Genomic DNA, 4,514 nt, shown 5'->3' on the forward strand with positions numbered 1-4,514 from the left:
GACTGGGCCGAACGCACCAGGCCCCACACCGCGGCAGCGGCCACGTCGTGCCCGGTCGTCGCGCCCCGGGTCACGAACACGAACTTCGAGTCCGCGCAACGCTGGTCCGTCAGGCGGGTCTGCACGAGTTCCAACGCGCGGTGCGTCAGCTCGTGCGTGGCGGCCGGGGTGTCGACGGCGTCCTCGGGTCCGCCCGGCGCGGGCGTCGCGAGGGGCAGCACGACGAGTGCGGCGGCCGGTTCGTCGGTCGGCAGGGCGGTGCGGACGTCGACGTCCGCACCGGACGCACCGAGACTGGCGGCGACGTCGAGGAGGTCCTCGCCGACGACCGTCACCGGCACGGATGCGCTCGCGGTCGAGGTCCCGGTCGCGGTCGAGGTCGGCGCGTCGCTTGACCGGGGAGCGTCCCCGGAGATCGAGGCCCAGTCGAGGCGGAACAGCGCGTCGCGGGCGAGTGCCGCGCCGGCGCTCAGCGCGTTGGCCGAGATGCTCCGCATGGCGAGGGCCTGGACGGTGGCGACGGGTGCGCCGGTGGGGTCGGCGAACGCCAGGGTGAGCGTTTGGTCGGCGGCGCGGCCGAGTCGGACGCGGACCACGGATGCGCCGGAAGCGGCCAGGGAGACTCCGTGCCACGAGAAGGGCACGCCGGCCGCCTGGGCGTCGTCCCCGTCCGGGGCCACGAGCCAGGCGGCGTGCAGACCCGCGTCGAGCAGCGCCGGGTGCAGTCCGAACGCCTCGGCGTCGGGACGTCCGGCCTCCGGCAAGGCGGCCTCGGCGAACACCTCACCGTCCCGTCGCCACACCGCCAGCAGACCTTGGAAGGCGGGCCCGTAGGCGAATCCCTCGGCCGCGCGGGACGCGTAGAAGTCGGTCAGGTCGACGGGCTCGGCGCCCGTCGGCGGCCACACCGTGGCGTCGAAGGGGACGGTCGGCGCCGTCGGCGGGCCGCTGGCCAGGACACCGGTGGCGTGTTGCGTCCACGGGGTGTCCGTGGCCTGCTCGGGGCGCGAGTGGATGGTGAGGGTGCGCCGGCCGGTGGCGTCGGCGACGCCCACCCGGACCTGGGTCCGGACCGCTCCGCGCGCCGGCAGGACGAGCGGGGCGGCGAGCGTCAGCTCCTCGACGTGGTCGCAGTCGACCTCGTCACCGGCGCGCAGGGCGAGTTCCAGGAGTGCGGTGCCGGGCAGCAGGACCTGGCCCATGACGGTGTGGTCGGCCAGCCAGGGGTGCGACTGGAGCGAAAGGCGGCCGGTGAACAACATCCCTTCGTCCTCGGCGAGTTCGACGACGCCGTTGAGGAGCGGGTGGGCGGCGCCGGCAATGCCGAGGGCGGTGGCGTCGCCGGTGCCGCGGCTGGCGGAGGGCCAGAACGGGCGGTGTTGGAACGCGTACGTCGGCAGGTCGACCGGGTGGGCGCCGGTGGGTGCCAGGAAGGCGGGCCAGTCGAGCGGGGTGCCGGTGGTGTCCAGTCGGCCCAGTGCGGTGAGCAGGGTGCGTTCCTCGGATGCGTTCCTGCGGAGCGCGGGGACGGTGACCGCCTCGTCGGCGAGCGATTCGCGGGCCATGGCGGAGAGGACCCCATCGGGGCCGAGTTCCAGGAAGGTGCGGACGCCCTCGGCCTCCAGGACCGTCACACCGTCGGCGAAACGGACGGCCTCGCGGACGTGCCGCACCCAGTACGCGGCCGAGCCCAACTCTTCGGGCGAAGCCAGCCCGCCCGAGAGGTTGGACACCACGGGCAGGGACGGCGCTGCGTAGGACAGTCCTTCCGCGACGGTGCGGAAGTCTTCCAGCATCGGGTCCATCAGCGGCGAGTGGAAGGCGTGGCTGACCCGCAGGCGGGTGGTGCGACGTCCCTGGTCGGCGAAGTGCTCCGCGACGGCCCGTGCGGCTGCATCGACGCCGGAGACGACCACGGAGGTGGGCCCGTTGATCGCGGCAATCGCCAAGCCGTCCGTCAGGTGCGCGACGACCTCGTCCTCCGTGGCCTGGACGGCGAACATCGCACCACCCGACGGAAGCGCCTGCATCAAACGAGCACGAGCCGCCACCAGACGGCACGCATCCGCCAACGACAACACACCCGCGACGTGCGCCGCCGCAATCTCACCGATCGAGTGACCGGCGACGAAGTCCGGCCGCACACCCCAACTCTCCACCAAACGGAACAGGGCGACTTCCACGGCAAACAACGCCGGCTGCGCCCAACCCGTCTCACTCAACCGATCGGCATCCTCACCCCACATCACCTCCCGCAACCCAATCTCCGACGACAACTCCGCATCCAGGCACCCGAGCACCGCATCCAACGCCTCGGCGAACACCGGGAAACGGCCGTACAACTCACGCCCCATCCCCAACCGCTGCGAACCCTGGCCCGAGAACAACACCGCGCGGCGGCCCGGGTGCGGTGTGCCGGTGAGGGTGGAGGGGTTCGGCTCGTCCGCCGCGAGGGCGGCGAGGGCACGCGTCGCCTCGTCGTGGTCGGCGCTCAGGACGACTGCGCGGTGGGTGAATCGGGAGCGTTGGGTGGCGAGGGACAGGGCGATGTCGGCGGGTGCGAGGTCGGGGTGCCGCTGCACGTGGGCGAGGAGGCGTGCGGCCTGGTCGCGCAGCGCTTGTGGTGACTTGCCGGACAGCGGCCAGGGCATCACGGTCAGGTTCACGGACGGCATCGTGGACGGCATCGTGGTCGACGCCCTTGGCGACGCCGTTGTCGACTCTGCGGTCGGCGCGGCCTCGTGCGGCTCCGACGCCGGCAGCGCCGGGTGCCGGGTGCCGTCCGGCTGTTCCAGGATGACGTGGGCGTTGGTACCGCTGATACCGAACGACGAGACAGCGGCTCGCCTGGCCCGGTCGGTGGCGGGCCAGGCGGTTTCCTCGGTGAGGAGGGTGACGGCGCCCGCGGTCCAGTCGACGTGGGAGGACGGTGTGGTGATGTGCAGGCTGCGGGGCAGTACGCCGTGGCGCATGGCCAGCACCATCTTGATGACGCCCGCGACGCCGGCGGCGGCCTGGGTGTGGCCGAGGTTGGACTTCACCGACCCCAGGAACAGCGGGCGGTCCGGATCACGGTCCTGACCGTAGGTGGCCAGGAGCGCCTGGGCCTCGATGGGATCGCCCAGGGTGGTGCCGGTGCCGTGCGCCTCGACGGCGTCCACGTCGGCCGGGGACAGGCCGGCGCTGGCCAGTGCCTGACGGATCACCCGTTGCTGGGACGGGCCGTTCGGCGCCGTCAGGCCGTTCGACGCGCCGTCCTGATTGACGGCCGAACCGCGCACCACCGCCAGGATCTCGTGACCGTTGCGGACCGCGTCCGAGCGGCGTTCCAGCAGTAGCATGCCGATGCCTTCGGACCAGCCGACGCCGTCGGCGGACTCGGAGAACGGCTTGGAGCGGCCGTCGGGGGCGAGTCCGCGTTGCCGGGAGAACTCGATGAAGGTGTCGGGGATCGACATCACGGTGACGCCGCCCGCGAGGGCGAGGGTGCATTCGCCGCCGCGCAGTGCCTGTGCGGCGAGGTGCAGGGCGACCAGCGAGGAGGAGCACGCGGTGTCGACGGTCATGGCCGGGCCTTCGAAGCCGAAGGTGTACGAGACCCGTCCGGAGGCGACGCTCAGCGCGCTGCCCTGGCCTTGGAAACCTTCGAACTCGGCGCCGTCGAGACGGGTGCCGTAGCCGCTGTACATGACGCCGGCGAAGACGCCGGTACGGCTGTCGCGCAGGGTCAGCGGGTCGATGCCGGCCCGTTCGACGGCCTCCCAGGAGGACTCCAGCAGCAGTCGCTGTTGGGAGTCGGTGGCCATCGCCTCGCGTGGGCTCATGCCGAAGAAGTCGGCGTCGAACGAGGCGGCGTCGTGGAGGAAGCCGCCGGCGCGGGCGTAGGAGGTGCCGGGGTGCGCGGGGTCGGGGTCGTAGAGGTTGTCGAGGTCCCAGCCGCGGTTGGTGGGGAAGTCGGAGACGACGTCGGCGCCGTCGCCGAGGAGCTGCCACAGGTCCTCGGGCGAGGTGATGCCGCCGGGGAAGCGGCAGCTCATGCCGATGACGACGATCGGGTCGTCGGTGGCGTCGGTGGCGTCGGTGGCGTCGGTGATGGACGGCGCGGAGCGGTCGGGGTCCGACTCGGCGTCGGGGCCGAGGAGTTCGGCGAGGAGGTGGTCGGCCAGGGCGCCGGCGGTGGGGTAGTCGAAGACGGCCGTGGCGGGCAGCCGGAGGCCGGTCGCCGTGCCGATGCGGTTGCGCAGTTCGACCGCGGTGAGGGAATCGAAGCCCAGGTCGCGGAAGGCACGGGCGGGGTCGACGCCGTCGCCTGCGGTGTGGCCCAGCACCATGGCTGCCTGGTCGCGGACGAGGGTGAGGAGGGTTTCGCGTCGCTCGGCGCGCTGGAGTCGGGTGAGTTGGTCGGCGAGGCCCGTGTTGCCGGGCGTGGCGGCGGTCGTGCGGCGGACGGGTGCCTTGACCAGGCCGCGGAGGACGGGCGGGACGGTGGGCTGGTTGCGCAGCGCCGTCACATC

The 4,514-nt window shown here is 72.8% G+C and carries 1 protein-coding gene; it reads right to left on the minus strand.

Features of this window, described 5'->3' with window-relative positions; genetic code table 11:
• Window positions 1-4,514 (minus strand): type I polyketide synthase (locus ACJ6WD_RS41195; protein ID WP_407617800.1); only part of this gene is annotated, 4,514 nt, incomplete at both ends.

The organism is Streptomyces sp. VTCC 41912 (assembly GCF_045799175.1).
In the GTDB taxonomy this organism is placed as follows: Bacteria; Actinomycetota; Actinomycetes; order Streptomycetales; family Streptomycetaceae; genus Streptomyces; species Streptomyces albulus_C.